Source organism: Jannaschia pagri, assembly GCF_019655435.1.
Taxonomy (GTDB): domain Bacteria; phylum Pseudomonadota; class Alphaproteobacteria; order Rhodobacterales; family Rhodobacteraceae; genus Jannaschia; species Jannaschia pagri.
Window position 1 is genome coordinate 122,416 of sequence record NZ_BPFH01000006.1, and the last position, 25,774, is coordinate 148,189.

The 25,774-nt window shown below is 63.5% G+C and carries 26 protein-coding genes; 16 read left to right on the top strand and 10 right to left on the bottom strand.

Annotation, left to right across the window (positions count from 1 at the left end):
• Window positions 1-95: 95 nt before the first annotated feature.
• Window positions 96-848 (top strand): hypothetical protein, encoded by a 753-nt coding sequence (locus K5R33_RS15550; protein WP_220749989.1) that lies wholly within the window; start codon window positions 96-98, stop codon window positions 846-848.
• Window positions 841-2,073, top strand: coding sequence for a threonine ammonia-lyase IlvA (ilvA, locus tag K5R33_RS15555; RefSeq protein WP_220749990.1), 1,233 nt, complete (start codon window positions 841-843; stop codon window positions 2,071-2,073). The genes K5R33_RS15550 and ilvA overlap by 8 nt, the downstream gene beginning before the upstream one ends.
• Window positions 2,074-2,254: 181 nt before the next feature.
• On the opposite strand, the gene K5R33_RS15560 is transcribed toward ilvA, so the two are convergent.
• Window positions 2,255-2,701: a hypothetical protein gene (locus tag K5R33_RS15560; protein ID WP_220749991.1), complete on the bottom strand. Its 447-nt coding sequence runs from the start codon at window positions 2,699-2,701 to the stop codon at window positions 2,255-2,257.
• Here K5R33_RS15560 and K5R33_RS15565 point away from each other — a divergent pair.
• Entirely contained in the window at window positions 2,700-3,968 is a 1,269-nt protein-coding gene (locus K5R33_RS15565; protein ID WP_220749992.1) for a PP2C family protein-serine/threonine phosphatase, read from the top strand. The two genes, K5R33_RS15560 and K5R33_RS15565, sit on opposite strands and share 2 nt — an antisense overlap.
• 153 nt (window positions 3,969-4,121) lie before the next feature.
• Here the strand turns inward: K5R33_RS15565 and K5R33_RS15570 are convergent, their stop codons facing one another.
• Window positions 4,122-4,574: an NUDIX domain-containing protein gene (locus K5R33_RS15570; protein ID WP_220749993.1), complete on the bottom strand. Its 453-nt coding sequence runs from the start codon at window positions 4,572-4,574 to the stop codon at window positions 4,122-4,124.
• 104 nt (window positions 4,575-4,678) lie between these two features.
• Between K5R33_RS15570 and hslO the strand changes: the two genes are divergently transcribed.
• Genes hslO through K5R33_RS15610 form a run of 8 tightly spaced genes read left to right on the top strand, consistent with a single transcriptional unit; the run spans window position 4,679 to window position 13,839 of the window.
• Window positions 4,679-5,689 (top strand): Hsp33 family molecular chaperone HslO, encoded by a 1,011-nt coding sequence (hslO, locus tag K5R33_RS15575; protein ID WP_220749994.1) that lies wholly within the window; start codon window positions 4,679-4,681, stop codon window positions 5,687-5,689.
• On the top strand, window positions 5,679-6,269 hold the full coding sequence (locus K5R33_RS15580; protein WP_220749995.1) for a CoA pyrophosphatase: 591 nt from the start codon (window positions 5,679-5,681) through the stop codon (window positions 6,267-6,269). The genes hslO and K5R33_RS15580 overlap by 11 nt, the downstream gene beginning before the upstream one ends.
• Window positions 6,266-7,423: a CCA tRNA nucleotidyltransferase gene (locus K5R33_RS15585; RefSeq protein WP_220749996.1), complete on the top strand. Its 1,158-nt coding sequence runs from the start codon at window positions 6,266-6,268 to the stop codon at window positions 7,421-7,423. Before K5R33_RS15580 ends, K5R33_RS15585 begins: the two co-directional genes overlap by 4 nt.
• A gap of 39 nt (window positions 7,424-7,462) precedes the next feature.
• Complete coding sequence (locus K5R33_RS15590) at window positions 7,463-8,044, top strand: LysE family translocator (RefSeq protein ID WP_220749997.1); 582 nt, start codon at window positions 7,463-7,465, stop codon at window positions 8,042-8,044.
• A 54-nt stretch (window positions 8,045-8,098) separates the two neighbouring features.
• On the top strand, window positions 8,099-9,940 hold the full coding sequence (locus K5R33_RS15595; protein ID WP_220749998.1) for an ABC transporter ATP-binding protein: 1,842 nt from the start codon (window positions 8,099-8,101) through the stop codon (window positions 9,938-9,940).
• Window positions 9,937-11,787, top strand: a complete 1,851-nt coding sequence (locus tag K5R33_RS15600) for an ABC transporter ATP-binding protein (protein ID WP_220749999.1) — start codon at window positions 9,937-9,939, stop codon at window positions 11,785-11,787. The genes K5R33_RS15595 and K5R33_RS15600 overlap by 4 nt, the downstream gene beginning before the upstream one ends.
• Before the next feature lie 39 nt (window positions 11,788-11,826).
• Window positions 11,827-13,047, top strand: coding sequence for a class I SAM-dependent RNA methyltransferase (locus K5R33_RS15605; RefSeq protein WP_255576480.1), 1,221 nt, complete (start codon window positions 11,827-11,829; stop codon window positions 13,045-13,047).
• A 9-nt stretch (window positions 13,048-13,056) separates the two neighbouring features.
• Window positions 13,057-13,839 carry an ion transporter gene (locus K5R33_RS15610; protein WP_220750000.1) on the top strand — a complete coding sequence of 261 codons (783 nt, stop codon included), beginning with the start codon at window positions 13,057-13,059 and terminating at the stop codon, window positions 13,837-13,839.
• An 18-nt stretch (window positions 13,840-13,857) separates the two neighbouring features.
• On the opposite strand, the gene K5R33_RS15615 is transcribed toward K5R33_RS15610, so the two are convergent.
• Together K5R33_RS15615 and K5R33_RS15620 are read right to left on the bottom strand one after the other, a co-directional pair.
• Window positions 13,858-14,499 carry a sugar transferase gene (locus K5R33_RS15615; RefSeq protein WP_220750001.1) on the bottom strand — a complete coding sequence of 214 codons (642 nt, stop codon included), beginning with the start codon at window positions 14,497-14,499 and terminating at the stop codon, window positions 13,858-13,860.
• Window positions 14,496-15,290 carry an NAD-dependent epimerase/dehydratase family protein gene (locus tag K5R33_RS15620; protein ID WP_220750002.1) on the bottom strand — a complete coding sequence of 265 codons (795 nt, stop codon included), beginning with the start codon at window positions 15,288-15,290 and terminating at the stop codon, window positions 14,496-14,498. The genes K5R33_RS15615 and K5R33_RS15620 overlap by 4 nt, the downstream gene beginning before the upstream one ends.
• A gap of 180 nt (window positions 15,291-15,470) precedes the next feature.
• Here K5R33_RS15620 and K5R33_RS15625 point away from each other — a divergent pair, with 180 nt between their 5' ends.
• The 3 genes from K5R33_RS15625 (at window position 15,471) to K5R33_RS15635 (ending at window position 18,718) form a co-directional block, all read left to right on the top strand.
• Window positions 15,471-17,612, top strand: coding sequence for a YjbH domain-containing protein (locus K5R33_RS15625; protein ID WP_220750003.1), 2,142 nt, complete (start codon window positions 15,471-15,473; stop codon window positions 17,610-17,612).
• Window positions 17,609-18,310, top strand: coding sequence for a YjbF family lipoprotein (locus K5R33_RS15630; RefSeq protein ID WP_220750004.1), 702 nt, complete (start codon window positions 17,609-17,611; stop codon window positions 18,308-18,310). Before K5R33_RS15625 ends, K5R33_RS15630 begins: the two co-directional genes overlap by 4 nt.
• Window positions 18,311-18,460: 150 nt before the next feature.
• On the top strand, window positions 18,461-18,718 hold the full coding sequence (locus K5R33_RS15635; RefSeq protein WP_220750005.1) for a hypothetical protein: 258 nt from the start codon (window positions 18,461-18,463) through the stop codon (window positions 18,716-18,718).
• Window positions 18,719-18,835: 117 nt separating this feature from the next.
• Here the strand turns inward: K5R33_RS15635 and dxs are convergent, their stop codons facing one another.
• The 6 genes from dxs to K5R33_RS15665 form a co-directional block, all read right to left on the bottom strand.
• Window positions 18,836-20,746: a 1-deoxy-D-xylulose-5-phosphate synthase gene (gene dxs, locus K5R33_RS15640; RefSeq protein WP_220750006.1), complete on the bottom strand. Its 1,911-nt coding sequence runs from the start codon at window positions 20,744-20,746 to the stop codon at window positions 18,836-18,838.
• A 6-nt stretch (window positions 20,747-20,752) separates the two neighbouring features.
• Complete coding sequence (locus K5R33_RS15645) at window positions 20,753-21,625, bottom strand: polyprenyl synthetase family protein (RefSeq protein WP_220750007.1); 873 nt, start codon at window positions 21,623-21,625, stop codon at window positions 20,753-20,755.
• Entirely contained in the window at window positions 21,622-21,861 is a 240-nt protein-coding gene (locus K5R33_RS15650) for an exodeoxyribonuclease VII small subunit (protein WP_220750008.1), read from the bottom strand. The genes K5R33_RS15645 and K5R33_RS15650 overlap by 4 nt, the downstream gene beginning before the upstream one ends.
• Complete coding sequence (locus K5R33_RS15655; RefSeq protein WP_220750009.1) at window positions 21,854-22,777, bottom strand: histone deacetylase family protein; 924 nt, start codon at window positions 22,775-22,777, stop codon at window positions 21,854-21,856. Before K5R33_RS15655 ends, K5R33_RS15650 begins: the two co-directional genes overlap by 8 nt.
• A 73-nt stretch (window positions 22,778-22,850) precedes the next feature.
• Complete coding sequence (locus tag K5R33_RS15660; RefSeq protein WP_220750010.1) at window positions 22,851-23,567, bottom strand: response regulator; 717 nt, start codon at window positions 23,565-23,567, stop codon at window positions 22,851-22,853.
• Window positions 23,564-24,064 (bottom strand): MarR family winged helix-turn-helix transcriptional regulator, encoded by a 501-nt coding sequence (locus K5R33_RS15665; RefSeq protein WP_220750011.1) that lies wholly within the window; start codon window positions 24,062-24,064, stop codon window positions 23,564-23,566. The genes K5R33_RS15660 and K5R33_RS15665 overlap by 4 nt, the downstream gene beginning before the upstream one ends.
• Window positions 24,065-24,201: 137 nt before the next feature.
• Between K5R33_RS15665 and K5R33_RS15670 the strand changes: the two genes are divergently transcribed.
• Entirely contained in the window at window positions 24,202-25,071 is an 870-nt protein-coding gene (locus K5R33_RS15670; protein ID WP_220750012.1) for a branched-chain amino acid aminotransferase, read from the top strand.
• Window positions 25,072-25,407: 336 nt separating this feature from the next.
• Entirely contained in the window at window positions 25,408-25,746 is a 339-nt protein-coding gene (locus K5R33_RS15675; RefSeq protein WP_220750013.1) for a DUF2794 domain-containing protein, read from the top strand.
• Window positions 25,747-25,774: the final 28 nt, after the last annotated feature.

A 25,774-nucleotide genomic window follows, 5' to 3' on the forward strand; every position in this document is an offset into this window, starting at 1 on the left:
CGGAGCAACGCATCCCAATGGCCTTTGTTCCCTCGTCCGTTGACGCCGCCACGGGACCCGCTTACCTCCGATACGGTCAGCGGAGAGGGGACCCCATGCTAAGTTGGAACATCTTCAAACGCGCCGCTCTGCTTGTCATCGACAACCTGGGCGCGGCACTGCGGCTGAGTGTGGTGCCCTATGGGCTGTTGGTTGTGGCCAGCTTTTACTTCATCGGATCGCTGGATGTCACAAGCTGGCAGGTGCAGTTGGAGGTCGGCCCGGAGGAGATGCCAAACCTACCCGATGGTTTCCTTGGCGGTGTGTTGGCGTTGTCCCTTGTCCAGCTGGGGGTCTACATCTGGATCGCCATCGCTTGGCATCGCTACATCCTGTTGCAAGAAGGCGGTGAGGGATGGCTCCCGAGCCTCAGCACGGAGCTGTTCGTCGGCTATCTCTGGCGTTTGATCCTGCTGATCTTGGTCATGGTCGCCGTCTTGATCGCGGTGACCCTGGCCTTGACGATCCCCTTGCCCGTGGTCGGAATTCCTGTGTCGATCATCCTCGGTATCTTGATTTTCTATCGTCTTGGCCTCGTCCTCCCTGCGGTTGCGGTGGGGAACCCCATGACGCTGCCGGAGGCCTGGGCCGCGACCAAGGGGCAGTCCGGTACGGTTATCACCCTGGCGGTCTTGTCCTTTGTCCTATCGCTGTTGTTCGAATTGCCGGCTCTGGTCGGTGGGGCGGACCCATCGGGTCTGGTGTCGATGGTGTATAACCTTGTGGTTGGGTGGTTCCTGATCCTGCTGGGCGTGAGCGTCTTGAGCACCCTCTACGGCCATTTCGTCGAAGGACGATCCGTTGAGTGATGTCGTGACGGCCGCCGAGGCCGCCACGGCAGCCATGCGAGACGTCTTTCCCGCGACGCCATTGATGCGTAACGACTATTTGTCCGACCGTTTTGGGGCGGACATCTGGTTGAAGCGAGAGGATTTGACCCCCGTTCGGTCTTACAAATTGCGCGGTGCGTTCAACGCCATGCGCAAGCTCGATGGCGGCAAAGTGGCCTGTGCCAGTGCGGGCAATCACGCCCAGGGCGTCGCTTGGATGTGTCGTCATTTGGGGGTCGACGGGACGATTTTTATGCCGGTCACGACGCCGGGCCAAAAGGTCGACAAAACGCGGCTCTTCGGCGGTGATCGGGTGGACATTCGCCTGACCGGGGATTTCTTCGATGATACTTTGGCAGCGGCAAAGGATTGGTGCGCGGAGGCAGGCGCCACGTTTCTGTCCCCCTTCGACGACCCGGATGTGATCGAGGGACAGGCCTCCGTTGCGGTTGAGATGATCGATCAATTGGGCGGCCTTCCCGATCTTGTCGTCTTGCCCGTCGGCGGCGGGGGGCTGTCAGCCGGGATGCTGTCGTACCTGCGCGCGCGTGGGACGGTTCCAGAGATGCGGTATGTGGAGCCCCTGGGGGGCGCCAGCCTCGCAGCGGCCCTCGCGGCTGGGACGCCGGTGACGTTGCCGTCCCTGGACACGTTTGTGGATGGTGCGGCCGTTGCGCGTATCGGGACCCGGACCTTTGAGATCCTGCGCCAAGTGCCGCCGCAACACGTGCTGCGCGTGCCGGAGAACCGCGTCTGCATCACCATCCAGGAGCTATTGAATACCGAAGGTGTGGTGCTGGAACCTGCCGGTGCCCTGTCGGTTGATGCGCTGCGGGATCTGGGGCCCGAGATTGCTGGTCGGCGCGTGGTCTGTGTCGCGACCGGGGGAAATTTCGACTTCGAGCGGCTGCCCGATGTGAAAGAGCGGGCCATGCGGTATGCAGGGACCAAGAAGTACTTCGTGCTCCGCATGCCGCAACGACCTGGCGCCTTGCGGGATTTTCTCTCCGTTCTGGGTCCAGAGGACGATATTGCCCGGTTCGAATACCTGAAAAAATCCGCGCGAAATTTTGGAACGGTCTTGATTGGGATCGAGACTGCGACGCCCGAGGCCTTTGACGTCCTGGAGCGGCGCATGGGCGACTTGGGCTTTTCGTGGCGAGACTTGACCGACGATCCGATGTTGGCGGAACTGGTCGTCTGAAGCCGAAATGCCGGAGAAGCGGCACAGCGAGTGACTGCGGCGATTGCGAGGACGGGACCTGTACACGGCGGGCTAATGGATGCGCTTACGCTTCGTCGGGCGTGGCTCATAACACGATAGCCAATGCCCGGACCTCTTCGGTCTTCTGATCCTGTTCGAAGGCATGGCACATGCATGACGATCACGGCTGCATCAAAGCGACGTCGATGCTTTCAACGGACCGTCTCAGTGTGTCCCGCAGAACTTCTGCGGTTTGCGCGCGGTCGTTTCCTGGCACAGCTGCGGCGAGGTCGGCCTGTTTGGCCAGACTTATCAACCCAATGTTCAAAGCCCCGCTGCGCAAGAAATGGGTCGCCTTCGCATGTTCTTGATCACAGAGACCCGACGCAATCCGCGCAATCGTTTCTTCTGCTTCCTGTTGGAAGATTCCGAAGACAACCGCCATGTCTTCTTCACCAATCTCCTGGCGCAATTCGGATATGCGATTCTTGTCCACCATGGCATTCGTTTCGCACGCCAGGCGTGAACAAGTCGTAAACTCGCCCCAAGTTGGAGCACATGTTCGGTGTTCACGGAACTTTAAGACCCATCCAGTTAGCACGTCGACCGCAAAGAGTGGTTGAGTCATGGACGCGACGCAGACAGACATCTTACCGCCGCCCACAACACGGGTGGCAACCAACTGCGTCTTGGTGGTGGACGATAGCGCGGCCCAGCGGCAGTTGTTGTCGGCGGTCCTGACTCGTTTTGGTCTAGAGGTTATCGCGGCCGCGACGGCGGAGGATGCCTTAGAAATCTGCGCGGGCGAGGCGGGCGCGCGGATCGGCATTGTGGTCAGCGACTGGCAAATGCCGGGGATGGATGGTCCGGATTTTTGCCGTGCGTTCCGGGCGTTGCGCGGGGAAAGCTTCGCCTACTTCATCTTGTTGACGTCGCAAACCGATAGAACCTCCAAGACGGAAGGGTTGAAGGCCGGGGCGGACGATTTCGTCATGCGCCCCGTCGATATGTCGGAGTTGCGGGCGCGGATCGACACTGGTCGGCGTATTTTGGACATGCATGAGGTGCTGCTGCACCGCAATTACGAAGTGCAGACGGCTTTGGGCGACCTCCAGGCTTTGCAGGCGGCCATAAACCGTGACTTGGCGGAGGCGCGATCCCTTCAACAAGCCTTCCTGCCGCCACGCCGCTATCGTGCCGGTGGCTGTGACATCGCGCTGCGCTTGGTGACATGTGACCAAATCGGGGGGGATTTGGTCGGCTATTTCCGCGTCTCCCAGGACGAAATTGCCATCTATTCAGTGGATGTTTCTGGCCATGGGATAGCGTCGGCGCTGCTCACTGGTCGCCTGGCAGAGCTGTTTTCTGACCGGGTGCCGTACCGGAATGTGGCCTTCGCGACCGATGGATCGGGTGCCCATTCCCCAGAACAGGTCATGACCCGGCTCAACGAATTCATGCTCCAAGAACTGTCGTCTGACATCTATTTCACCGCCGTGCTTGCCTACGTGAATCTGCACACCGGCGCCTTGCGCTTTTGTCAGGCGGGTCATCCCCATCCTATGATCCGCCGGGCGCATGGCGCGGTCGAACGCATAGGGTCCGGCGGCCCGCCAGTGGGACTTCTGCCGGGCGCACATTTTGAGGTTTGTACCGCGACCTTGCAGCCGAACGATGTGTTCTTGGCCTATTCGGATGGCCTAACCGAGTGCGTGGATACCTGGGGAGATATGTTTGAGGAGGAAGGGTTGATGGAACTTTTTGCTCGGGTGCCGTCAGATCTGGAGGGTGCGATTGGTTGTATTGAGGAGGGGCTGTCGAACCATGCGGGGATCCAACGGTTCGACGATGATATGTCGATGATTTTGCTTAAGTTTGAGCCTATGGCGCCCTAGCTCTGCGTGTGACTGCGGAGAACAGCGAGCGTAAGGCTCTGACTGGAAAAGGCTGTGAAGGTTGGCGGTCGCCGGACGCCATTCAAGTACAGGGTCGAGATACGTCTAAGCAACGTCCGTTGGCATGCTCGTCCGCCGTCAGCGGAGTGGCTGCTATCGCTGCATGCGTCGCGCTACGTCGCGCAGGAACGGCCGGTCAGCTGGATTGGCAATCCGATCACAAGCGACGGCCGGATCAAGCAGGAGCGGTCTGTGACCCCTCTCTGTCGGGGCGCCGATCCGCATGGTGGCTTGCGCCAGGTAGATCGTGCAGAGCTTTTCCGCATGGAAGCCGTACTCTGCCATCCAAGTGAACCGCCGATAGGCCCCAAGGCGTCGGATCACCTGGCAGTGCCAGCCCGTTTCCTCATAGATCTCACGATGCAACGCCGGAACAGGCGCCTCTCCGGGGTCAATACCGCCCCCGGGAAGCTGGATCTCCGCGCCTGTTTCGAGGGTCTGTTCCGTCAGCAGAACATGCGTCCCAACCATCACAATCGCATAGGCGCCGGGGCGCAGGCGGTAGTGGTGGCCGGGGCGTGGGGCGGCTCCGTAGCGCGGGATCATCTGGGCCTCCGACAAGGGCAGGGGTTGGAGGCCGCGCCAGAGCCGCCTATATCCCCGTCTCATATGCCAAACCGGCCCACAGCCGGAAAGCAGGAAAACCCGCCATGACTGACACCGCCACAACCCTTCTTTGGGATGATACCGTCCTGCCCTTTCAACTAGATGCCGCTGACATCCGGGGTCGCGTCGCGCGCCTCGATGGTGTTTTGGAGCAGGTTCTAGAGCAGCACGACTACCCACCTGCCATCGAGGCATTGGTGGCCGAGATGTGTTTGCTGACGGCTTTGATCGGTCAGACCATCGACCTGCGGTGGAAGCTGTCCCTGCAGGTGCGCGGCGACGGTCCGGCGCGTTTGATTGCGACCGACTACTATGGCCCGACCGAAGACGGGGCACCGGCGCGGATGCGGGCCTATGCCAGTTTCGATGCGCCCCGGCTGTCCGAAGAGGTCTTGGCCGGCAAACGCCCCTTCGATCTGATTGGCAAGGGCTACTTCGCGGTGCTGATCGACCAGGGACCGGACACGACGCCGTATCAGGGGATCACACCGATCGCGGGTGGCAGTTTGTCAGCCTGTGCCGAGACCTACTTCGCGCAGTCCGAACAGCTTCCGACGCGGTTTGCCTTGGCCTACGGTCGGTCGACGATGGCAGGCGCCTCGGAGCACTGGCGTGCGGGTGGCGTCATGCTCCAGCATATGCCGAAAGCCTCGCCCTTTGCCAAAGACGGGGGCACGGGGGAGGGCGGCCTTCTGACGGCCAACGATGTGCTGGACGGGGATGATGCCGAAAACTGGACCCGGGCGAATGTGCTGTTGGACACCACCGAGGAGTTGGAGTTGATCGGCCCCAGCATCGCGCCAACCGACCTGTTGCTACGCCTGTTCCACGAGGAAGGGCCGCGTGTCTTTGACCCTCAGCCGGTCCGTTTTGGGTGCTCCTGTAGCGCGGACAAGGTCCGTCAAAGCCTGTCGATCTATTCGGCGAAGGACATCGCCCATATGACGACGGACGAGGGCCGCGTGACAGCCGATTGTCAGTTTTGCGGTGCCCATTACGACTTTGACCCTGCAACCCTCGGGTTTGAGGCGACGAAGGCGGCCGATGACGCCTGAGGCGCTGCGGGCGGCCTTGGGCCATTTGGGGGAGGGCTCCTCGGATTTTGATCTCAATCCGGGGACCGTCCTGCCAGAGGGGCGCGTCCTGCGGGATGCGGCGGTGTTGGTTCCCTTTCTGTTGGACCGGGGTCAGCTCCGCTTGATGCTGACGAAACGGTCCTCACGCCTTCGCCACCACCCGGGCCAGATCGCGTTTCCCGGTGGCAAGGCGGAGCCGGGCGAGACCGCCGTGCAGGCCGCACTGCGCGAAGCGAGGGAAGAGGTCGGCCTGCCAAGTCATGCCGCCGAGATCCTCGGCCCCCTGCCGCCCCATGAGACCGTGACGGGGTTCACCGTGACGCCGGTTCTGGCCCTGATCGACAGCTTTTCGGTCGTGCCTGAGCCTGGGGAGGTCGACGAAGTCTTCACCGTCCCGGCGCCCCATGTGCTGACGCCAGCCCATTTCGCCGTCGAACGGCGGCGGTGGCGGGGGCAGTGGCGCCGGTTCTATGCCGTACCCTACGGACCTTATTACATCTGGGGCGCGACGGCGCGGATCCTGCGAGGTCTGGCTGACAGTGTGGAGCGCATCCCGTGAGGGTGACGGGACCCTGGCTGACGGCCCCGACCACCCAAGCGGTTATGGCGATGCTCACAACCGCTGGCCATGATGCGCTGGCGGTGGGCGGATGCGTGCGGAATGCGCTGCTTGGCGTGGCGGTGTCCGACATTGATATTGCGACCGACGCGCGCCCCGAGCGGGTGATGGATCTGGCACGGGATGCGGGGATGTATCCGGTGCCCACGGGCATCGACCATGGCACCATAACGGTCGTGGCCGATGGCATTCCCCACGAGGTCACCACCTTTCGCCACGATGTCGAGACGGATGGCCGCCACGCCGTGGTCACCTTTACCGATGACGTGGCGGAGGATGCGGCACGGCGGGATTTCACGATGAACGCGCTCTATGCGCGGGCAGACGGCACGGTCGTGGATCCACTGGGCGGGTTTGGCGACCTGCGGGCGCGGCATCTGCGCTTTATCGGCGACCCGGACGCACGCATCGCCGAGGATTATCTGCGGATCCTGCGGTTTTTTCGCTTTACGGCTTGGTACGGGGATCCGGCGCTGGGCATCGATGCGGATGGGTTGGCTGCCTGTGCTGCGGGGGCCGAGGGGCTGGACCGGATCAGCGCCGAGCGGATCGGGCAGGAGATGCGCAAGCTCTTGGCGGCGCGCGACCCAGCCCCTGCGGTTGCCGCCATGGCGCAGGCTGGCGTTTTAGCGCGGGTGTTGCCCGGAGGCGACGTGACGGCGCTGGGGCCCTTGGTCCACCTGGGCGTTTCCGATTGGGTCGTTCGTCTGGCCGCCCTTGGGGGGCAGGTGGATCGGCTGCGGCTGTCCAAGTCAGACGCCAAACGGTTGGCCCACGTGTCGCAAACGGCGCGGGATACCCTGGCGCCCTTCGCCGTCGGGGATGTTATGGGTCCAGACGGTCAAGACACACTCCGCCTGCGCGCAGCCCTGATCGGGACGCCCCCAACGACGGCGGACTTGGACTTGGCGCGGCGCGGCGCGGAGGCCAGGTTTCCCTTGGTCGCCAAGGATCTGATGCCAGAGATCACCGGCCCGGACCTGGGTTTGGCTCTGGCACGGGCGCGGGCTGCGTGGCGCGCAGCTGACGGCGGTATGGATCGGGCGCAACTGGTGGCGATTGCGCGCAACGCACCGTCCTCAACCGACACCTGAGGCTTGACCCGGTGCCCAGGCCGCGGGCAGGGCAGTGCGATGGTCGACCCTCTCTATCTGTTCGTTTTTGCCGGGCTGTTCACACCTGGACCGAATGTCATTCTCTTGACGGCCTCGGGCGCGCGCTTTGGGTTTCGACCGACCTTGCCTCATGTTCTCGGGGTGGCCTTTGGGGTGGGCGTCACCTCTGCTCTGACGGCGCTGGGGGTCGGCGCGCTGTTGCTGGCGGTGCCGGGTTTGAAACTGACGCTCCAGATTTTGGCGGTGGCCTGGATCCTCTGGATGGCGTGGAAGCTGTTCCGATCCGAGGGGGCCGCGGCCGAGGGCAAAGACCGGCCCTTCACCTTTGTCGAGGCGGTCCTGTTCCAATGGGTGAACCCTAAGATTTGGATCGTGGCCCTGGCGGCGGCCTCCGGCTACGCAAGCGATCTGCCCGCCCATCTGGAAGCTTTGCGCATCGGCAGCGCGTTCAGCGGCATCAATCTGTTCGTGTGCCTTTTTTGGACGTTTGCCGGGACGTTATTGGCCTATCTGCTGCGCACGCCCCTCGCCTGGCGGATCTTTACGACCGTCATGGCGACGGCGCTGGCGGCCTCGGGCGTCATGGTTTTTTTGGCCTGACCCTCTATATCGAGGGGGCGGCCTGGCGAAGCGCCCGCCGCCCGAGGTTCCAAGATGTTCAGATATTTCGAAAATCTGGTCGACCCCTATGCCGCGTACCGGGAGGAGGACACGCCCCCGTCGCGGCTGTGGCCCTTTTTGGTCAGCTATTCCCGTCCCTTCACGCGGGTTTTTGCCTATACGGCGCTGCTGTCGGTGGTGGTGGCAGCCGTTGAGATCTGGCTGATTTCCTACATGGGACGGCTCGTGGATATGCTGTCGGGCAGCACGCCAGCCACGTTCCTGGCGGACCACGGGGCCGAGCTTGCCATCGTCGCGGCGTTCATCTTGTTGGTGCGTCCCGCGTTGCAGGGGCTCGATGTGCTGCTGCTCAACAACACGATCCTGCCGAACTACGGCACGTTGATGCGGTGGCGGGCCCACAAGCACGTTTTACGGCAGTCGGTCGGCTGGTTCGAGAACGATTTCGCGGGCCGCATCGCCAACCGGATCATGCAGGCGCCGCCTGCCGCCGGTGAAGCTGTGTTCCAGGTCTTTGACGCGATCACCTTCGCGCTCGCCTATCTGATCGGCGCGGGGATTCTGCTCTATGGGGCCGATCCGCGCCTTTTGATCCCGCTGAGCATCTGGGTGGTTCTCTATGGGGTGCTCGTGCGTTGGACGATCCTGCGGGTCGGTCCGGCCTCCAAGGCCAGCAGCGATGCACGGTCGATGACAACGGGGCGCGTGGTGGACGCCTATACGAACATCCATTCAGTCAAGCTGTTCGCCCATGAGGGGCGAGAGCTGTCCTATGCCAAGGACGCCATCGAGACGACGCGTCGGACCTTTGCCGCCGAGATGCGGATCTTTACCATCATGGACGTGGCCCTGGTCGTCCTGAACGGCCTGCTGATCGTGGGGGTCGTGGGCTGGGGCGTAATGCTCTGGGTGCAGGGCACGGCTTCGGTCGGCGTGGTGGCGGCGGCGACGGCGCTGGTGCTACGGCTGAACGCCATGACCGGATGGATCATGTGGGCGCTGACTTCGTTCTTCCGTTCGCTCGGCGTGGTGGAGGAGGGGATGGAAACCATCGCCCAGCCCATTCGCCTGACCGATGCGGACGGAGCGCGGCCCTTGGCGCTGACCCAGGGGGCGCTCACCTTCGAGGGGATCACCCATCACTACGGCGGGACGCAGGGCGGCGTGACAGATCTGACGCTGCGCGTGGCACCTGGCGAAAAGGTCGGTGTGATCGGGCGCTCGGGCGCTGGCAAATCAACCTTGGTCAAGTTGCTGCTGCGGTTCTACGACCCGGAGCGGGGCCGGATCGAGATCGACGGACAGGACATCGCCTCCGTGACCCAGGAAAGCCTGCGCCATGCCATCGGGATGGTTCAGCAAGATTCGTCCCTGTTGCATCGGTCGGTGGCGGAAAACATCCGCTATGGGCGCTCTGACGCGACCCAGGCCGAGGTTGAGGCCGCCGCCGCCAAAGCCCAGGCCCATGACTTCATCTGCGCGCTGGAAGACCCAGAGGGGCGCGGTGGCTACGACGCCCAGGTGGGAGAGCGCGGTGTCAAACTGTCCGGCGGTCAGCGGCAGCGCATTGCCCTAGCCCGCGTGATCCTGAAGGATGCGCCGGTTTTGGTGCTGGATGAGGCGACAAGCGCGCTGGATTCTGAGGTGGAGGCCGCCATCCAAGACACGCTCTATGGCATGATGGAGGGCAAGACGGTCATCGCAATCGCACACCGTTTGTCCACCATTGCGGCCATGGACCGGATCATCGTCATCGACGAGGGCCGCGTGATTGAGGAAGGCACCCATGACGCGCTGCTGGCCCAGGGCGGGCTCTATGCGGCGTTCTGGGCGCGGCAGTCGGGCGGGTTCATCAATACGGAGGCGGCGGAATGATCACCGTGATTGCCAACCGCTTTGCCACCTTCTTTGCGCCCTTCGCCCGGTCCGAAGGGCCGCCCCCGCGCGAGCTGTTTGCGTTTCTGCGGTGGTGCATGTCGGGCGCTTGGCCCGCGCTGATCGTGGCCTTTGGCGTCTCGGCCCTGGCGGGGACGACGGAAATCGCGACGGCGTTCTTTTTGGGCGCCATCGTCGATAGCGTGGCCAATCCAGGCGATGACTATTTCGCGCGCAATGCCCTGCTGTTTGCGGGGTTTCTGGCGTTCTATGTCGCCATCCGCCCGCTGGTTTTTGGCACGTCGGCCGCGTTCAACGGGATTACGGTGGCGCCAAATATCTATCCGCTGGTCCAGTCGCGCCTGCATCGCTGGACGCTTGGGCAATCGGTGACCTTTTTCGACAACGATTTCGCCGGGCGGATTGCCACCAAGCAGATGCAGACAGCCCGCGCCGTGACCGAGGTCACAAGCGAGTTCATCAATGTCGTGGCCTTTGCTTCGGCGTCGCTGATCGGGTCGGTAATCCTGATGTTTGCGATTGACTGGCGCATCGCCCTGGCTCTGGGCGTCTGGCTGATCGGCTATGTGGCCATGTTCCGCTTCTTCATGCCGCGTATCCGGGTGCGGTCTAAGGCGCGGGCGGCGGCACGGGCCATGGTCACGGGCCAGGTCGTCGATACGATCACCAACATCAAGACCGTCAAACTGTTCGGCCATTCCGACCACGAAGACCGAGCGGCACTGGATGCCATGGGCAAGCTGCGGGAGAAGGCGCTGGACTTTGGGCGCATGTCCACGGCGTTTCGTTTCACGCTGATGTTCGTGGCGGGTCTGTTGCCGATCCTGATGATCGGGGGCGCGGTTTTGCTGTGGCAAGCAGGCGCGGCCAGTGCCGGCGATATCGCGGCGGCTGGGGCGATCAGCTTCCGGCTGAGCCAGATGACAGGCTGGGTCTCCTTCACACTGATGGGGCTCTATGCGAACGTGGGTGAGGTTGAGGATGGGATGCTAACGCTGGCCCACCTCCATACGCTCACGGATGCGGAGGATGCGACAACCCTGACCGAGGTCCGGGGTGACATCCGGTTTGAAGGGGTCGATTTCAGCTACGGGCGCAGCCAGGGTGGGATCGAGGGCCTGTCGTTGCACGTGCATCCAGGCGAAAAGCTGGGCGTCGTGGGGGCCTCTGGCGCGGGTAAGTCGACGCTCGTGTCGCTGCTCTTGCGGCTCTACGATCCAGAGGCGGGGCGCGTTACCCTCGACGGGCATGACCTCCGCCACGTCAGCCAGGATAGCCTGCGCCGTCAGATCGGGATGGTCACGCAAGAGACGGCGATGTTCAATCGCTCGGCCCGGGACAACATCCTATACGGTCGACCCGACGCGACCGAGGCTGAGATGATCGATGCGGCCAAACGGGCTGAGGCCCATGACTTCATCGAAGACTTGCGCGATCACAAGGGCAACACTGGCTACGAGGCGTTTCTGGGGGAGCGTGGCGTAAAGCTGTCGGGTGGTCAGCGCCAGCGCATTGCCTTGGCCCGCGCCATCCTGAAGGACGCACCCGTCTTGGTGTTGGATGAGGCAACGAGCGCGCTCGATTCCGAGGTGGAGGCCGCGATCCAGACCGCGCTGGAGCGGGTGATGGAGGGCAAGACCGTCATCGCCATCGCCCATCGGTTGTCAACCATCGCTCGCATGGACCGGATCGTTGTCATGGATGCCGGGCGCATCGTCGAACAGGGCACCCACCGAGAGTTGCTGGCCAAGGGCGGCACCTATGCCCGATACTGGGACCGTCAATCGGGCGGCTTTATCGGGGTAGAAGATGTGGCAGCAGAGTGAACTGCGTTTGATCGAGGGATCGCTGTCGGCCCCCCACACATGTCAGGTATGACCGCTGAGTGGACCATAGACCGGTTGGGGCAACGGGGCGATGGGATCGCGGGGGAGGTGTTCATTCCGCGCACGTTGCCCGGTGAGGTGGTGACCGGCGTCCAAATCGGGGATCGTATTCCCGAGCCAAAGATCATCATGCCCAGCCCGGACCGGGTTGCGGCGCCGTGTCCCCACTTCAAACGCTGTGGGGGCTGCGCCTTGCAGCACGCCAGCGACGTCTTCGTCGCCCAGTGGAAGCAGGACCGCGTCCGCGACGTCATGGCCCGTGCGGGCATCGAGGCGGAGGTGTCGCGGATCGAGACCTCGTCGCCCGCAACGCGTCGTCGGGCCGCGCTCTCTGGGCGGAAGACCCGCAAAGGGGCGCAGCTTGGCTTCCACGTGCGCGCGGGCGAAGAGATCGTGGCCATCCCTGAGTGTCGCATCCTTCACCCGGATATCTTGGCGGCTTTGCCCGCGCTGGAACAGGTGACGCGGTTGGCGGCGCCCCGGGGGGCAGAAGTCACCTTGCACGTCACCCAATCGCCCGTGGGCTTGGATCTGGCCGTTGAGGGCGCGCGGGCCTTGGACCGAAACCTGATGGTGTTGCTGGCGCCCTTTGCGACGGCCTTCGCGCGGATCACGTGGAATGGCGAGCCTGCGCTGCAATCCGCAGCCCCCTGGCAACCCATTGGACCGGCCCGGGTTGTGCCCCCACCTGGCGCGTTTCTGCAGGCAACCCCCGAGGGGGAGGCGGCGCTGGTCACAGAGGTTCTGCGCAGTCTGCATGGGGCTACGCGGGTGGTCGATCTGTTTGCCGGGTGTGGGACGTTTAGCTTTCCCGCGGCGCAAATCGCACCTGTTCATGCGGTGGAGGGCGACAGGGGCCTGATGGAGGCCCTGGGCCAGGGTGCCGCCCGGGCCAGCGGTCTTAAAGCGATCACCGCTGAGGTCCGGGATTTGTTTCGCAACCCGATGTTGCCCGAGGATCTTGCCCGGTTCGACAGTGCGATCATCGACCCGCCCCGCGCCGGGGCCGAAGCGCAGGTGGCTGAACTGGCGCGCAGTGGGGTGGCGCGCATCGCCTTCGTCAGTTGCAATCCCACGACCTTTGCCCGGGATGCAGCCGTTCTGATCGCCGCCGGTTGGCACATGGGGGCGATAACGGTGGTGGACCAATTCCGCTGGTCACCGCATATCGAGTTGGTGACCCACTTTACCCGGACCTGACCGCTGCCCATGACTCGTGCCAAGCTCGACGCCCTGTTGAACCGCCCCATCGTCGCCAACGCCATCATCGGCGTGATCGTCGTGAACGCCATCGTCCTGGGTCTGGAAACCGTGCCCCCCGTGATGGAGAGCATTGGCCCGGTCCTGGTTGCGGTCGACCAGGCCTGTCTTGCGGTTTTCGTGGTTGAATTGGTCCTGAAGATGATTGCCCAGGGGCGGCGCTTTTGGACCCAGGGGTGGAACCTGTTCGACTTTGCCATCGTGGCCATTGCCTTGGTGCCAAATGCGGGGCCATTCAGCGTGTTGCGCGCCCTTCGGATCCTGCGCGTGCTGCGCATTGTGTCGGTCTTTCCGCGCCTGCGACGCGTGGTGGAGGGCTTCGTAACCGCGCTGCCGGGCATGGGCAGTGTGTTTCTGCTGATGGGGATCATCTTTTACATCGCGGCTGTCATGGCCACCAAGCTGTTCGGGACGTCCTTTCCCCAGTGGTTTGGCGATCTCGGGTCCTCTGGCTACAGCCTGTTCCAGATCATGACCTTGGAGTCCTGGTCCATGGGGATCGTGCGCCCGGTGATGGAGGTGTATCCCCATGCTTGGCTGTTTTTCGTGCCGTTCATCATGGTCACGACCTTTGCGGTGGTGAACCTGCTGGTCGGTTTGATCGTGAATTCCATGCAAGACGCCCATGCTGAGGAGAGCAACGCGGCCACGGACGCCTACCGCGACGAAGTGCTGGAGCGTCTGAAGGCAATCGAGGGGCAACTGGCCGAGCGAGGTGAAGGTCCCAAGTAGACCCTTCCCGCCCAAGGGTCAGACGTATCGCCCCTTGCGCATCGGGCGGATGCGACGGGGGAAGAACTTGGCGGTCGTCCAGGAAATCAGCTTCACGTCCAACCAGAACGATTGGTTGCGCTGATACAGCAGGTCCAGCTTTGCCTTGGCGGGGATGCACCGGCGGATGTAGGCGGCCTCCGTTTCAGCAGCTGTGTCGCAGGCCTCCAGGATGCGTTCCTCATGGGGCGCGTAGATCAAGCTGGCCAAACCGGTCACGCCTGGACGGGATTGCAGCACCTCCCCGTAGAGGTCTGGGAACATCTCCACATAGCGGCGCAGGGGCGGGCGGGGGCCCACGAAACTGACGTCGCCGCGCAGGATGTTCCAAAGCTGTGGCAACTCATCCAACCGTCGTTTGCGCAGGGCCGCCCCCAGTGGAGTGATCCGGTTGGCTTTGTCCCCACCTGTGACGCCGGTGTCGTTCGGGTCGGGCGCCATGGTGCGAAACTTCCACAGCGTAAAGCCCGTCGTGGCCGAACGCATCCTCTCCGAGCCGTAGAAGATCGGCCCATCGCCCTGGCGCCAGACCTTCCAGGTCACGACAGCAATCACGGGGGCCAGAAAGGCCATCAGATAGAGCGAAAACAAGATATCGAAGAGCCGTTTTCCGGGTGTCATGCCAAGGCCTCCTGCCACTCATCGACCATGCCCTGGGCCGTTGCGGCCTGCGCCGGAAGCGGGATCAAAGCGGACAGGGGCGCGGTGTCCAATGTGACGTCCGCGATTGCCTCTGGCGGGGCGGGCACGGTCGTCCATGGCCGCTGCGCCGCCTGCAAAAGGTCGGCCATCTCCACTGTGCCGGGGGCTGCGACGTTCAAAATCGGGGGCACATCGGGGCAAACGGCCAGCTTGCAAAAGACATGGGCCAGGCTGCGCGGGCCGATGTAGCTGCGCCGAGGGGTGCGCCCATCCGGCCAGGTATCCAGGGTCGGCGGTGCGTCCGGCGAGATATTGCCGAGCAGCGCATCGGCCCCGGCGACGTTCCCAAGCCGTAGAATGGTGACGCGGGGCCCCCCTGGCCGCTCGCTGCACCAACCTGTGACAGCCGCTTCCATCTGGGCCTTTGCTTCGCCGTAGGGCGCCGCTGGGGTGGGTGCCTTGTCCGCCCGCAAAGGGCTGGGTGCCCGTCCATAGACCGCGGCGGACGACAAAATCAGAACATGGGGGACGCCCAGCCGCGCGCCAGCCTCCAACCCCTCAAGTGCGGTTTTTGTATTGTTCGACAGGGTGTTGCGATCCCCCCGCGTCACGCCCGCCAGACAGATCAGCGCGTCTGCGCCCGCGATTGCGTCAAACCCGTCCTGCCGGGTCAGCCAGGTCGCTGTGTCGAGGAACGGTCGCACCAAGGCGGCGACACGGCCTGTTGCACCGGTCAGGGCGAGGCGCGGTTGTGGGAGTGGCGGGGACATCGGCGGCGGTCTGGTCAAAGGGTTGCGTCCCGGCTCTAGCTGGTGGGGCGTTGCAAAATCAAGACAGTGCCCGACCCAAGTTCCCTCATTGGCCTTCTCTTGCGATCCGGGACGCAGGATAACGACCCGACTGGAAGAGGCGACCGCAGAAAGGCCGATGCGATGCGACCGATGGGACGAATGGCCTTTGCCTCTGCGGTGCTGATGGCAGCGGGGATTGCTGCCCCGGTTCTGGCGAACGAAGACATCCGGTCTCGCTCGATCAACACCTACGGTGTGCCCGGTCTCATCGACATGCCGAGCGCCGAGATGCAGCCCGACGGCGAGTTGGTGACAAGCGTCTACATCCTGTCCAACGGCGTGGCGCGGACGCAGCTGACATTCCAACTGACGGACCGGCTACAAGGGGTGTTCAGATACGCGACGCTGCCGGATTTCCTCCAGGTCGGCAGTCAGTTCATTCGAACCTACGACCGCAGCTTTGACATCCGCTACCAGTTGTTCCGCGAAGGACGCTTGCGGCCAGCGGTGACTGTCGGGTTGCAAGACTTTGGCGGTACAAGCTTGTTCAGCGGCGAATACCTCGTCGCGACCAAATCGCTGGGCGACCGCTGGAAAGTGACCGGTGGCCTGGGATGGGGGCGCTTGGGCACAAGCAATAGCTTTACCAATCCCCTGGGTGTCCTCAGCGACCGGTTCGAGACGCGGCCAGGATTTGACGTCTCGTCGCGCGGAGGGTCGTTTTCGACAAACCAATGGTTTCGCGGGGATGCGGCTTTGTTCGCCGGGGTGGAATACCGCCCCAATGACCGCTGGACCCTGAAAGCGGAATACTCCTCCGACGCCTACCGCGAAGAAAGGGAGCGCGGGATTTTTACGCGCGACATCCCGCTGAACTTTGGCGTGGATTACGCGGTGCGTCCCGGTGTGAACGTGGCCGCCTATGCCATTGGCGGGACCGAAGTCGGGATCAACCTGCAGTTCTCGCTCAACCCGAAGCGGCCGCTGAACCCGTCCGGCACTGAACCTGCCGCCCGCCCCGTCACATTGCGCCCCGCGCAGAATGAGGTGCCTGAGGCCTGGACGACGGCTTGGGTGGGCAATGAGCAGATCGAGAATGGGGTCGGGACGACCTTGACCGCGCTGCTCGACGAAGCCGAGTTGGAGCTGATCTCCTACAACCTCACGGCAAACCGGGCGGAGGTACGGTTCCGCAATCCAACCTATCGCAACCAGGCCCAGGCCATTGGGCGCGCCGCCCGCGCCATGACGGCTGTGGTCCCGTCGTCGGTGGAGACCTTCGTTCTGATCCCTGAGACAGACACCAGCCTCGGCAGCGGAGCGGTCATTTTGCGCCGCAGTGACATCGAAGCCATCGAGATGCGCCCCAACGGCACCGCCGAGGTGCAGGCGGTGGCGGGCTTGGTCGACTCCGAAACGCTCCCCCGCGCTGGTCGGCGCTACGTCGAAGAGGCCTATCCTCGCTTCAACTGGCGTATCGGGCCCACATTTGGCTACGCGCTGTTCGACCCGGATGCGCCGTTCCGCTTTGACCTGGGCATCGAAGCCGCCGCCACATGGGAGCCCGTCCGGGGGTTGCTGTTCTCTGGTGCGGTTCAGCAGAAAATCGTCGGGAACCGCGATGAGTCGAACCGGGCGAGCAACTCCGTCCTACCCAGGGTTCGCACCAATGGCCCCGAGTTCCTGCGGACCGAAGACCCCTTCATCCCCTACCTGACCGCGGAATACTTCTGGCGCCCCGGCAAGGACCTGTATGCCCGGGCATCCGGTGGCCTATTAGAGACCGAGTTTGGCGGCGTCTCGGCCGAGCTTTTGTGGAAACCGGTTGAATCGCCCTTGGCCATCGGGCTTGAGGTCAACCGTGTCCGCCAGCGCGATTTCGATCAGCGGTTCTCGTTCCAAGATCTGGAGGCCACGACAGCTTTCGTCTCGGCCTATTACGACCACGGCAACCGTTTCCACAGCCAAGTGGACGTGGGCCAATACCTGGCCGGGGATCGCGGTCTCACCTACACTTTGACCCGGGAGTTCTCCAACGGCTGGCGCGTGGGGGCCTTTGCGACCCAGACGAACGTCAGTGCCGAAGACTTTGGCGAGGGCAGCTTTGACAAGGGCCTCTTCGTGGACTTCCCGGTTAGCTGGTTGATTGGTCAGCCCTCCCGCGAGACGTCAGGGATCTTGCTGAGGCCGGTGCAACGGGACGGGGGCGCGCGCCTCAACATTCGCAACCGTCTCTACCCTCAGGTGCGGGGCCTCTCGGATCCTCAGATCAACGAAGAATGGGGACGGTTTTGGCGATGATCCGATCACGTACCCTGCGGCTGTGTGCCTGTGCGGCTTGGCTTGGTGTCCTTGCTGCCTGCAGCGGTGGGACGAACACCGACACTGGCGCAGACGATTCCGTCGTGTCTTTGGCGTTTGGGCGGCTGCTGGATGCCATTCCCCTCGGTGGGCAAACAGCCGAGGCGCCAGACCCGCGTCGCGTGCTGACAGGCGCCGCCATCGCGCAATCGCCGACGCCCGTTCTTATGGTGGTCGTCCAGCGGACCGATATCGCGTTCACGATGATCCCCCTGACCACCAACGGCGATACCGTGCAATGGCGTGATGCCGCAGGCGGAGCGATTTTTATGCGCGACGGCCTTTTGGTCGGAACGCGCGCCTTAGGCAACGATTTGTACGGGGCTGATGTGGCGCCCTTGGCCGAGGCACTGCGCGCAGGCGGCGGCCAAGACGTGCACCGGATCAATTACGTGCTCGACGGGCAAGAACAGGTCCGGGCGATCCAATACCTCTGTGATGTGCGGCCGGTCGGGGCGGAGACGTTGACCTTCTTCGGCACGTCATATCGTACAACCGCCTATGACGAAGTCTGCACGGGGGACGGGCCGGACTTCACCAATCGCTATTGGATCGACTCACAAGGCAGCATCAGGCGATCCCTGGAACGCATCAGCGATCCCGTAGGTGCCGTCGAGGTCAGCGTTCTGAAGCGGTAGATGGTTAGTATTGCTGCGTTGCAGCAACAGTTCTCGGCGAGAACCCGCCGCAAAGGGGCCCTTGCATAGAAAGCGGGCGGACGCCGCTTGAACAGGCTTCCTCCTTCTTTTAGGCGTTATGCCGTGCACACACCCGACGGAGTTATCCTAATGAAAACGTTTATCGCGATCTCGGCGGCCTCGTTGCTCGCCGTCGCCCCCCTCGCCGCCACGGCCCAGCAAGCGGAAGCCACCGCTGGCGCAGCTGCGACTACCGAAACCACCGTTCTGGTCGGCGGCGGTCTGAGCACTGCTGGCGCGGCAGCCATCGGTTTTGGCGCTCTGGTGCTGGTCGGCGCCCTGGCTGGCGGTTCGTCCTCCGGTACGACCACGACGACGACGCCCGGCGCGACTGGCGGCACGAACTGATCTGATTAGGTCAGAGATGTTGGAACCGGCGGCCTTTGGGCCGCCGTTTTCGTTTCTAAGGATTACCTGCGGTCGCCTGAGCCAGGCAAACGTCGCAAGCGACGCCCGAGCGGGATCTCAGGCGCGCTTCGTTAACACTTCGATCCCAAGGACAGACAGGACCTTTGCCTCAATGTCCTCGGCATTCAGACCGGCTTTTGCATACATGTCCCGCGGGCCTGCTTGGTCGATGAACGCATCGGGCAGGACCATGGACCGGAACCGCAAGCCGGTATCGAAGACACCTTCGTCCGACAAAAGCTGCGCGACGTGGCTGCCAAATCCGCCCACGGCACCTTCTTCAATGGTGATCAGCGCATCATGGCGCGCGGCCAGATCCAGGATCAGGTCGCGGTCCAGGGGCTTCGCAAAGCGGGCATCGGCGACCGTAGGTGTGATCCCCCGGGCGACCAAGGCTTCGCGCGCCTGTTCAATCTCGGCCAGCCGCGCGCCGAACGACAGGATTGCGACCTGTTCGCCCTCATGCACGATGCGGCCTTTCCCAATCTCCAGCGGCTCACCCCGTTCGGGCATCTCGCATCCGACGCCTTCACCACGGGGGAAGCGGAACGCGATGGGTCCGCTGTCGTGCCGGGCGGCTGTGGCCACCATATGCCGAAGCTCCGCCTCATCGGCGGCGGCCATCACCACCATGTTCGGCAGGTTTGCGAGATAGGCCGTGTCGAAGCTGCCCGCATGGGTGGCCCCGTCAGCCCCTACCAGACCGGCGCGGTCGATGGCGAAGCGGACCGGCAGGTTCTGCAGCGCCACATCGTGGACCACCTGGTCGTAGCCCCGTTGCAGGAACGTCGAATAGATCGTGCAGAAGGGCCGCATCCCCGCAGCGGCAAGCCCCGCGCAGAAGGTCACCCCGTGCTGTTCCGCAATGCCCACGTCAAAACAACGGGCCGGGAAGCGTTCGGCAAACAGGTTGAGGCCCGTCCCATCTGGCATGGCCGCCGTGATCGCGACGATCTTGTCGTCCTCAGCGGCTTCTTGGATCAGGCTTTGGGCAAAGACCTTGGTGTAGGACGGCGCGTTCGACGGCGCCTTCTTTTGCTCACCGGTGGCCACGTCGAACTTGGCGGTGGCATGGCCCCGGTCGGCGCGATGTTCGGCAAAACCCTTGCCCTTTTGGGTGATCGCATGGATCAGTATCGGCCCCGTCGCCCGCACCTTTACCGTGCGCAGAACCTGGGTCAGCTGGTCCATGTCGTGGCCGTCGATGGGGCCGACGTAGCTGAAGCCCAACTCCTCGAACAGAGTCCCGCCAACGGTCATGCCCTTGAGCATTTCTTTGGCGCGCTTCGCCCCCTCTTGCAGGGGTGGGGGCAGCAGGCCGACCGCACCCTTGGCGGCGGCCTTGAACTCCTGAAATGGCGCCCCGGCATAGAGACGGCTCAGGTAGGACGACATGGCGCCGACCGGTGGCGCGATGGACATCTCATTGTCGTTCAAGATTACGATGAGGCGCTTCTTCAGATGGCCTGCGTGGTTCAGGGCCTCATAGGCCATACCGCCCGACAAGGCCCCATCCCCGATGACCGCGATGGCATCGCCCACGTCATCCGCGCCCAATTCCCGTCCCATGGCAAATCCGAGCGCCGCACTGATCGAGGTGGAGGAATGAGCCGCCCCAAAGGGGTCGTAGGTGCTCTCCGAGCGTTTGGTGAAGCCCGACAGCCCGTCCTTTTGACGAATGGTGTGCATCCTTTCCCGCCGACCGGTCAGGATCTTGTGGGGATAGCACTGGTGCGAGACGTCCCAGATCAGCTTGTCGCGGGGCGTGTTGAACACAGCATGGAGCGCGACCGTCAGTTCCACCACGCCCAAGCCCGCGCCCAGGTGACCGCCCGTCTGGCTCACCGACCAAATCGTCTCGGATCGCAGTTCATCGGCCACACGCGCGAGGTCCCGGTCTGGCAGGGCGCGTAGGTCAGCGGGGCCAGCGATACGGTCGAGAAGCGGGGTTTTGGGTCGGTCGGTCATTGGGTCTTACCTATCGCGAGTCACCACATAACGGGCGGTATCGGCCAGCGTAGCGCCCTTTGGACTGTAAATCAAAAGTGACATCTTGGCCTGTTCGATTAACTTGTCAGCCTCCGCCCGCGCGGGCTCGACCCCCAGCAGCGACACAAAGGTCGCTTTGCCAGCCTCGGCATCCTTGCGCAGCGCTTTGCCTGCCTTCTCGGAGTCGCCTTCCACGTCCAGCAGGTCGTCGGCAATCTGAAACGCCAGCCCCAGCTTGGCTGCGTACTCCAATAGCGGCGCCGGATCCGCCCCGGCCAGCAAAGCCCCAGCCCTGCAAGGCCATTCCAGAAGGCGGCCGGTCTTGAGCCGTTGCAACTCGGAAATCTGCTCAAGCGTCAGCGCGGCCTCAGCGGTCTCCGCCGCGATGTCCAGGGCTTGCCCCAAAACCATTCCGCCGCCGCCCGCCGCCTGCGCCAACGTCAGGACCAGCTCCGCCCGGACGGCACCGTCCGGATGTGTCGCAGGATCGGCCACAATCTCGAACGCCAGGGTTTGCAAGGCATCCCCGGCCAGGACGGCCGTGGCCTCATCCCATTTTCGATGCACCGTGGGTTGCCCGCGCCGCAGGTCGTCGTCATCCATGCAGGGCAGGTCGTCGTGGATGAGTGAATAGGCGTGAACGCACTCAATGGCTGCCGCGACCCGCAGGGCGCGGGCGCGGGGGACGTTGAACAAGGCCGCCGATTCCAGCGCCAGAAAGGCGCGCAGCCGTTTGCCACCCCGCGTGGCATAGCGCATCGCCTCGGCGACCGGGTCTTCGCCGAACGCCGCCAGCAGCCTGTCTAATTCTTCCTGAACCTCGGCCTGTGCGCGGGTTAGGTCGTTCTGAAAGCTCATGCTCCCTCGGGCGTCGTGGTGCCAGTGGGCTGGCCCTTCGCGTCGAGGGTGATTTGCCGGACCTTTGCATCGGCGTCGTTCAGCTTGGCTTCGCAATGGGCCTTCAACGCCGCGCCCCGTTCATAGAGCTTGATCGACTCGTCCAAGGGCACATCGCCGCTGTCGAGCCGGGTGACGACCTGCTCCAACTCGGCAATGGCCTGTTCGAAACTTAGGGATGTCACATCGTCAGCCATCGCCGCGCCTCCTCAACACGTCCACATGCGCGGCGACCGCTTCGGCCAGCGCAACGAGGTCATAGCCGCCTTCCAGGCATGACACCACCCGGCCCGCGCAGTGCTGGTCCGCCACATCGCACAGCCGCTCGGTTGCCCAGGCGAAGTCTTCGGTTGTCCAGTTCAATTGGGCCAAGGGATCCGCCCGATGGGCATCGAAACCGGCCGAGATGAACAATAACTCCGGCGCAAACGTGTCCAGGCCGGGGAGGATCACATCCTCCATGGCTTTGCGAAAGGCCCGCCCGTCGGAGTTCGGTGGCAGGGGCAGGTTCACCACATTCCCATGGGCGCCTTGGTCCGACGGGGCGCCAGAGCCAGGCCAGAGCGGCATCTGATGGGTCGAATAGAACCGCGCCCGGGGCTCATCCCACAGAAGATCCTGGGTCCCATTCCCATGATGGACGTCAAAATCCACCACGGCCACGCGGGACACCCTATGTCCGTCCAGCGCGTGTTTGGCGGCAATGGCCACATTCCCCAGGGTACAGAACCCCATGGGGGTCTGCGTTTCGGCATGGTGCCCCGGTGGACGCATGGCGACAAATGCATTGGGCGCCCCGCCCATGACGGCGTCGACAGCTTGGACGGCGGCCCCGGCCGCCAAACGCGCCGCGCGCCAGGTCCCCGGGGACAGAAACGTATCCGCATCCAGTTGCGCCCAGCCCTCGCTCGGAACGGCACCTGCAATCGCGTCGAGATACTCAGCGGGATGGCACCGCAGCAGCTGCTCATCGGTCGCCTCCACGGCCTCTCGACGCTCCAGATCCATGCCGTCCAAAGCCTCCAGGATCACGCGCAACCGCGCGACCTGCTCCGGGTGGCCCGGCGGGTTAACGTGGTCGAGCGCATCGGGATGCGTGATCAGCAGGGTCATGGCGCAGGGCCTCCCTCGTTCGATGTTCCAAAAATATGCCGGGGGTCCGGGGGCTGGCCCCCGGCCCGTCCCCTCAATCGGGTGCCAACATGTATCCTTCGCCCCGCACGGTTTGCAGATACCTGGGCTGCTTCGGATCCGCCTCCAGCTTGCGACGCAATCGGGTGATTTGCACGTCTACGGCCCGTTCGTTCGTCTGGCCCCCGTCGCGGCCCAGCTTTTCGACCAAAGTCGTCCGGCTGACCGCCTCATGGGGCGAGGCCGCGAAGATCCGCATCAGTGTCATCTCTGTCGCGGTCAGGCGCACCGGCTCCCCGCCTTGCCACAGCTCCCCCCGCTCCATGTCGTAGCGGATCGGGCCCAGTTGCAGCATCTTCGGCATGGCGCCGCCGCTTGCCGGTGCGCGGCGCAGGATGGCCTTCAGCCGCAGCAACAGCTCTTTGGGCTCAAAGGGCTTCGACAGATAGTCGTCTGCCCCCGCCTCAAGCCCCGTGATACGATCCGATGTCTCGCCCTTGGCCGTCAGCAAGAGGATCGGCATCTCGCGGCTTTCGCGGATTTCGGCACAGAGGACAAAGCCGTTTTCCCCCGGCATCATCACATCCAGGATCGCGATGTCGAAATCCAAGCCCGCCAACAGACGCCGCGCATGGTTTGCGTCCCGCGCTGCGGTCGTGAGGTAGCCGTTGCGGACCAAAAACTTTTGCAGCAGCGACCGGATGCGTTCGTCATCGTCCACCAATAGGACATGGGCTTGGTGGGTCTGCGCGCCCGGTTCCTCCAACGTCATCGCTCGCCTTCCTTGGTGCCCGCAAAGAGGCGGCGCAACTCGGGATCCATCATATGCTCAAGGACCTGGCGAAATCCAGCGACGGCATCCGGACCCGCTTGGCTGAAGGCTGCGCGCATGCGCGCCCGTTGGGCGTTTGATAGCGCGGCCTCCAACTCGGCCCCCTTGTCGGTCAGATGCAGGTGCCGTTCCCGCCGGTCCCGCTGCCCCACGCGGCTTTCGACAAGGCCATCCTCCACCAGGGTGCGCAGCACGCGGTTGAGCGATTGCTTCGTCACCCCCAGGATGGTCAGCAGGTTGTTGACGGTCGTGCCCGGTGACCGCTGAATGAAGTGGATCGCGCGGTGGTGCGCCCGGCCGTAGTTCATGTCCGCAAGGATCCGGTCCGGGTCCGCCGTGAAGCCGCGATAGGCAAAGAACATGGCTTCGATGGCGCGCCGCAACTGCTCGTCCGTCAAGAAAAGCAGGGAGTCGCTGTCTCTGCGATCGTCGGCCATATCTGTCCCCCAGTTTGTGGGGAAACTACGTCAGCGATATTGACATTCCAAGGCCGGATTGTTAGCCACGGTGGATTTTGACGCAACTTTATGTCCGATGCGGGCATTTGTGCGAAACAATAGGGATGGAGGGTGCGATGGCTGGGTCCTATGCCGAGCTTGAGGGTAAGATTTGGATGGACGGTAAGTTGGTCGACTGGGGCGATGCCAATGTGCATCTGCTGACCCATGCGATGCATTACGCCAGCGCCGTCTTCGAGGGGGAGCGGGCCTATTCCGGCAAGATCTTCGAATCGCGCCGCCACTCCGAGCGCTTGATCGAATCCGGTCGCCAGTTGGACATGGAAATCCCCTGGACGGTCGATGAGATCGAGGCCGCCAAATATGAGACCATGCGTGCCAATGGCTTCGAAGACGCCTATGTCCGCGTGCTGGCTTGGCGCGGTGCGGGCGAAGACATGGGCGTGTCCTCGGCGCGGAACCCTGTCCGCATGGCCGTGGCGACCTGGGCTTGGGGAAATTACTATGGTGATGCCAAGATGAAGGGCGCAAAGCTGGATATCGCCAAGTGGAAGCGCCCCTCGCCCGAGACGGCGCCCAGCCACGCCAAGGCCGCTGGCCTCTATATGATCTGCACCATGTCCAAACACGCCGCCGAGGCGAAGGGCTGCTCGGACGCGATGATGTTTGACTATCGCGGCTATGTGGCCGAGGCGACGGGGGCGAATATCTTCTTCGTCAAAGACGGTGAGGTGCACACGCCGGACCCCGATTGCTTCTTGAACGGAATCACCCGTCAGACCGTTTTGGGCATGTTGCGCGACCGTCAGATCAAGGTCCACGAACGCCACATCATGCCCGAAGAGCTTGAGGGCTTTGAGCAGTGCTGGCTGACCGGGACCGCCGCCGAGGTAACGCCGGTGGGTCAAATTGGCGACTACAACTTTGAGGTGGGCGCCATGACCCGCGATATCGCCGAAAGCTACGAAAAGTTGGTGCGCGCCTAGGCTGACGGACCCGTCGCGCGCCGTCCTGACCCTGGGGTAGCCTTGCTTGCCTGGGGCAAAACGAAAGCGGCCCCGTCCATGTCGGACGGGGCCTGAACTTCGAACCCCACGGGGATTGGGGAGTAGTGTCCCCGACGCGACACACTGGGTGGGGGCTAGGATGCGCCGCGCCGGGTGACTTGAGCTTTCGCTCCTACTGACACCGGTATGATGCTGACGTCGGGCGAATCTCGGGTTCTGCTGTGATCGATCTCGGGTCATTTCTGGGCGAGACAGAGGCAGGATTAACGCGCGCTTAATCTTGATCTGGGGCCCTCGGCGCACCACTGTTCCCCCATGACAGTGCAAAGCCCCGTTCCCGCGCGCCCCGCCCCCGACCAAGTCCACTTTCACCGCACCGAACTGTCGGTGATTTTATCGCTCTATGGTCGGTTCGTGGCTGCGGGGGAGTGGCGGGACTACGGGATCTCGTCCCTGCGCGACGTGGCGATCTTTTCGGTGTTCCGGCGGACAGCAGAACAACCGATGTACCGCATCGAGAAGCGCCCCAAGATGGCGGCCAAACAGGGGATGTACTGTGTGATCGGGATGGATGGCCGCATCCTGCGTCGGGGCCATGATTTGCGCACCGTGCTGCGGGTTCTGGAACGGAAGCTGATCCGGGCCGTGGACTAGGCGCTCTTCGACCTGCGCTCCCGTCCGC